We start from the raw sequence: 3,813 nt of genomic DNA, 5'->3' as shown, positions 1-3,813 counted from the left end.
CACTGTCCAGGGTGGAACGCTCACCGCTAGCATGATGGGCAACAAGATCATGCTGGTCGATGCCAAGGCCGGGATGTCCCATGTGACGCAGGCCAATGTGATGCAGTCGAACGGCGTGATCCACGTCACGGATGGCGTTTCGCTTCCGGGCTGATGCATCTGCCGTAAAATCCGGGACGCCGCGCATTTGTTTTCCCGCGGCGTCCCAACCCTTCGAGGAGGCAACATGGACCAGTATCTGAGTCGCCGGCTTTTCCTCGGTTCTTCCACCGCGGCCATCGCTGCGCTTGCCCTGCCACTGGGCAGCCTGTCAGCGGCGCAGCGCTTTCCAATCAGCAAGTCTCCTCAAGAGTGGCGGCGCATCCTCTCGAGGCAGCGTTACGCAGTGCTCCGGGAAGAAAAGACGGAGCCGCCCTTTTCCAGTCCGCTCGATCGCGAGAAACGCCGCGGCACCTATGCGTGCGCCGGCTGCTCGCTGCCGGTGTTCAGTTCGGCGACCAAATATGACAGCGGCACCGGCTGGCCAAGCTTCTATGCGCCCTTGCGCAACGCGGTCGGTACCCGCGTGGACAATACACTCTCTTTCACGCGCACCGAAGTCCACTGCCGCCGCTGCGGCGGACATTTCGGCCACGTTTTCGACGATGGCCCCAAGCCGACCGGCAAGCGTTACTGCATGAATGGTTTGGCATTGTTGTTTACCCCGGGCTGATCCCCTCCCTGATGCCCGGGCGAAAGAGCGGCCCCGTCACCCCCCTGGCGGGGTCGCTCGATTCATGAATCGGCTTCTGCTCACGCCATTCCGGAGGTGGCGGATTTGGAAGCATTCGAGAACCCTGGGGTCGATCTCCGTTTGGCTATGGAGGCCGGGGCGCGGGTAACGTAGCGATTTGAAAACCAGAACCTGCGCTTACACCTGCGCTTACTGGGGGAAGCATGCAGTGGCCGTCAGTGGGATCATGACGCTGCCAACTCCTGTCTGAACGACGAAATCCAGAGAGCCATCAACCTGCTTGCCGCATGATTCTGCCATCGCCGCTACGAAAGTCGCCTGGGCGCTCGTGATCGCATTGAAATTGGCTGATGCATAAGCCCGGGTTTCATCCGCATTGCTGCAGACAGTGGTTCTGACCGCAGCGCAGCGCGCTGCCTCCTCCGTGGCATAACGCAGGTTCGCTGCCGAGAAGCCCAGCATCGAGAGGTTGATTCCTCCCCAGAGGATCATCAGCAGTATGGGCGCAACGAAGGCGAATTCGACGATCGTGGCGCCCTGTGTATCCGCAAGGTTTCGACGAAGGCTCATGACAGGCGGGTCATGGTTGAGGATCGAACAGTCGCCGGCAACCTGCTGCCGATGGTGATTGCATCGAAAATCGGGGTGTAGGTGTATTGCGCCTGGATCATGAGATAAAGGCCCGGCTTGTCGCTGGAGCGGCCCACGCTCGAGCAGTCATTGGGCCTTGTTTCATTCGCAGCTGCGACCTGGATGAGCGCTCCACCGGTGCTGACGCAATAATACGCCTCGGTCGGATAGTCCGTCGACAAGGTGACGTTCGATCCTAGTGAGGTCGATTGCAAAGCGGTGCCAATTGCATCGGTATGGTCGCTGCAACGGATTGTTGCGGGAAGCTTCTCGGACTTGTCGCAGACCCGGAACACATTTTGCGCCGCCATCTGGGCGGCATTCTCGAGTTCCATCTTCGCGTAATAGTAGCGGGAAATCTCGATGCCGTTGAGCATTACGGTAGTCCCCACCCCCAGTATGAGCGCAAGCTCGAGAGCAGCAACACCGCGTGAATCGAGTCTCAATTGCCCAAATCGTCGGCCCAAGATCGCAAGCGACAATGCCATGATCAGTCCACCAATATCCCTCGCCCGGGCAATGAACCGGTTGGCATATCGAAGCCTAGGGCCTCGCAATCTTGGCTCAGCATCGCCGCTGTGCCATGAATCTGGAGCCCCTTGACCACCAGGATCGTGCACCGCTCGGTTCCTGAAGTGAATTTGCCAACGGCACCACCGAATGATACATTTGAATTTGGCATGTATATGGCGCCCGTCACAGCCAGGCTGGGTGTGTTTCCGTTGTAATCAAGATCTACGTTCTCGGTCACACTGGGGTCGTAGTAGATTGCAATCCCCTTCCAGATCCCGCTGTCCGGTGCCCTTATGTCCAGAACGGCGCCTTTCTTCTTGCCATTGATCTGATGATCGAAGCTGTTGTTTCCGGTGAAGATAATCGTTGCGGTTTTTCCGCTCGCTGTCCGGAGAACATATTCGTCCAGATTGAGCGAACCGTTTTCAATGACGATGACCACGTTGTCACCGGTGAGCGTAACATCGCCCGTGAGGTTGAGATCACCGCAGAATGTCTTCGTCCCGGTCCAGTTCTGCGTTCCAGCGACATTGGTAGGCGCCGGACTGCCGCAGGAGTTGCGAGGGATGTTCCCTGCGAGATTTTTGTATGGATCGCTTACGGGAGGGATATTCGAGGTCCGCGAAACGCCGCAGTCGTCCACAACACCGACCGCGTCTGCATGGTCTGCCTTGAGATCGTGCCCATTGCATCTCATGTTAGAATTGGAAACGATGTTGCAGCCGGACAGGTCCGCCTTGGGCGCGCCATTCGACAGGATCGCGGTTCCGATGGCGTCGAGAGCCATGACGCAATATTTGCGCCGTTCGATGCCCTGCTTTGCCACGGCAGTTGAGGTGATTGAAACGGCGTTTGCACCATTTAGGGTCGTGTTGCCGGTAAAGCCGACCACCTGTGCAAAAACGATCGGGATAGGTCGGCTGATCGTGACGCTGTAGCAGGGCGATCCACCGTCAGGGCAGATTGCCGTGTTGCTTACTTCGATTGTCGTGCCGTTGACCCCGTGGGTAAAACCATATTGCGCGGTTACCGCTCTGGCTTCACCGACGTAGCTCGATTTGCCGTTGGTTGCCGCAGCGGTTGCAGCAGTGTCGGCAGCATTTTGCAATTCACGCTTGGTTTGGTACCAATTGGCGCCTTCAATGGCCAGGCCACCCATCCCAATCAGGACGGGCATCGCCAGTCCTGCCAAAACCAGCACGTTGCCGCGTGCGTCCTTCAGCGGGTCGAGGGTGAACCGGTGGGATATCATCCTCTTAAAAGGCGGAACAAGTGATCGCAGCCCTATCATCTCACCACGATGTGAGCTGCGGATTAAGAATTTCTTAATTCACGCGGTAAGCTATGTTATATATTTAAGTGGGAGGATGCGACGCTTGCAGGGGGTCGAATTCTTACCGCTACCAACACTTTCCAGGGGGCACTCTTTGATTGGCCACAAGCTCTCGGATGAACCCGCCCGGCTCGCTTCGCTGCAGCGCTATGATGTGCTCGAGACGCCGGCGGACGCGATCCTCGAGAAGGTTACCGCGCTCGTTAGCCGCGTGCTCAAAGTGCCGATCGCGGCCTTGTCGCTGGTCGACTCCGATCGCCAATGGTTCAAGTCCGTTCACGGCATGGATGCGAGGGAAATGCCGCGCTCGATATCGTTCTGCGCCCATGCGATCAAATCCGTGTCACCGCTCGTCATCCCGGACGTAAGACGCAATCGCTGCGTTTTCGCCAGCCAGAGTGAGCAGTCGATCGGCGCCGAGATCATCCGTCTGGCTGAGGCGAGGGCCCCGGGTAGTCGATCCGATCCAAAGTGAATTGAACCCAATTCGGCCTCTGTCACGTCAGATTTTGCGAGATCGCCATTTTGCTCGTGAGTAAATTCCGAAAAGGATCACCAGGAAAGCGACGACAACCAGATACTTGCTCAAAAGACCTATCGCCCC

Annotated in this window: 6 protein-coding genes; 3 read left to right on the top strand and 3 right to left on the bottom strand. The window is 57.8% G+C overall.

Features of this window, described 5'->3' with window-relative positions:
• Positions 1-154: fasciclin domain-containing protein (locus ACEW8G_RS13010; RefSeq protein WP_373488838.1), on the top strand; the 154-nt coding region annotated here is incomplete at its 5' end.
• 72 nt (positions 155-226) lie between these two features.
• The gene (gene msrB / locus ACEW8G_RS13005) at positions 227-712 is read left to right on the top strand and encodes a peptide-methionine (R)-S-oxide reductase MsrB (RefSeq protein ID WP_373488837.1); all 486 of its coding nucleotides are present in this window, start codon (positions 227-229) and stop codon (positions 710-712) included.
• A 210-nt stretch (positions 713-922) separates the two neighbouring features.
• On the opposite strand, the gene ACEW8G_RS13000 is transcribed toward msrB, so the two are convergent.
• Genes ACEW8G_RS13000 through ACEW8G_RS12990 form a run of 3 tightly spaced genes read right to left on the bottom strand, consistent with a single transcriptional unit; the run spans position 923 to position 3,077 of the window.
• Positions 923-1,303 carry a TadE/TadG family type IV pilus assembly protein gene (locus ACEW8G_RS13000; protein WP_373488836.1) on the bottom strand — a complete coding sequence of 127 codons (381 nt, stop codon included), beginning with the start codon at positions 1,301-1,303 and terminating at the stop codon, positions 923-925.
• Positions 1,300-1,851, bottom strand: coding sequence for a TadE/TadG family type IV pilus assembly protein (locus ACEW8G_RS12995; RefSeq protein WP_373488835.1), 552 nt, complete (start codon positions 1,849-1,851; stop codon positions 1,300-1,302). Before ACEW8G_RS12995 ends, ACEW8G_RS13000 begins: the two co-directional genes overlap by 4 nt.
• Before the next feature lie 2 nt (positions 1,852-1,853).
• The gene (locus tag ACEW8G_RS12990) at positions 1,854-3,077 is read right to left on the bottom strand and encodes a pilus assembly protein TadG-related protein (RefSeq protein ID WP_373488834.1); all 1,224 of its coding nucleotides are present in this window, start codon (positions 3,075-3,077) and stop codon (positions 1,854-1,856) included.
• A 226-nt stretch (positions 3,078-3,303) separates the two neighbouring features.
• Here ACEW8G_RS12990 and ACEW8G_RS12985 point away from each other — a divergent pair, with 226 nt between their 5' ends.
• A complete protein-coding gene (locus tag ACEW8G_RS12985; RefSeq protein WP_373488833.1) occupies positions 3,304-3,684 on the top strand; it encodes a GAF domain-containing protein in 381 nt (126 codons plus the stop codon).
• Positions 3,685-3,813: the final 129 nt, after the last annotated feature.

Origin of the sequence: Blastomonas sp. (assembly GCF_041747255.1) — a bacterium.
Classification (GTDB): domain Bacteria; phylum Pseudomonadota; class Alphaproteobacteria; order Sphingomonadales; family Sphingomonadaceae; genus Blastomonas.
Note: the sequence above shows the minus strand (reverse complement) of the source record. Positions and strands in the feature narration are given on the sequence as shown.

Coding starts and splice junctions, on each gene's coding strand:
- ACEW8G_RS13000 (WP_373488836.1), bottom strand. CDS start 1,303: ATGAGCCTTCGTCGAAACCTTGCGGATACACAGGGCGCCACGATCGTC.
- ACEW8G_RS12995 (WP_373488835.1), bottom strand. CDS start 1,851: ATGGCATTGTCGCTTGCGATCTTGGGCCGACGATTTGGGCAATTGAGA.
- msrB (WP_373488837.1), top strand. CDS start 227: ATGGACCAGTATCTGAGTCGCCGGCTTTTCCTCGGTTCTTCCACCGCG.